This window comes from Methylobacterium sp. E-045 (assembly GCF_022829685.1).
Taxonomy (GTDB): domain Bacteria; phylum Pseudomonadota; class Alphaproteobacteria; order Rhizobiales; family Beijerinckiaceae; genus Methylobacterium.
Genome location: NZ_JAKSYE010000009.1, coordinates 1 through 818, shown reverse-complemented (window position 1 = coordinate 818; position 818 = coordinate 1). Strand labels below are relative to the sequence as shown.

Annotated in this window: 1 protein-coding gene; it reads right to left on the bottom strand. The window is 66.4% G+C overall.

Translation table 11 applies throughout. The annotated features are described in order from the left end of the window. The coding region (locus tag MKK51_RS00575) for a carbohydrate porin (RefSeq protein WP_243974344.1) at window positions 1-818 on the bottom strand (818 nt) is incomplete at both ends.

The window sequence follows — 818 nt, the reverse complement described above, 5'->3', positions numbered from 1 at the left end:
CGGTTGGCCGTGTAGGGGTTCCAGTAGGAATTGCCGTTGACGAGGTACTGGACGACCGGCTCGAAGAAGATGCCCTTGCCGACGGCCAGATGTGCGTTGGCCTCGAAGACGAACTTGTCGCGGGAATACGGTGCGCCGGTCCCGCCCGAGATGACGTTGGCATCCGAAAGGAACTGCGCGTAGTCGGGCGCGATCCGCTGCCAGTTCACCTTGACCCCGTAACGGTCGAGGGGACGGCCCTGGTCGGGGGCCTGGAGGGTCAGGCCGCCGAACGCGTTCCAGCGGATCGGGATCGTGGGATCGGGTGCGTAGGCGAGGCTGGTATAGGCCTGGATCGAGGTCGGGTTCGGGTTGGCCGCGTCGGCACCCCCATCGGCGCGCCAGACCACCTGGCTCGCGGTCAGGATCACGCCGGAGGTGCCCGATTTCTGCAGGACGGGAGCGCCGGGGTTGAGGCCCTTCGAGGTGCCGGTCACCGTCCTGAAATTATCCTCGTGATCGGCGGTGTTGTAGAATCCCGTGAGGGCCACGCGGCCGGGATAGAGGTCGGTGGCGAAGGTGGTCGCGCGACCGACCTCGGCCAGAACCAGGGCGCCGTTGAGGGGCTCGTAGCTCCAATCGTAGCCGGAGAGGAAGTTCGCCCCGCTGGTGACGCTGAAGGCGCCGGCCTGGATGTAGTCGCTGGGCGAGAGCTTGTAGGCGACGTTGCCGCCCCAGACCGAGTAGAGCGGCGAGGTCACGCCGGCATTGATCTGCAGGATGTCCTGGAAGCAGCTGACGCTCGATTGGCAGGGCGGCAGGGCATAGTAGCGGTTGGG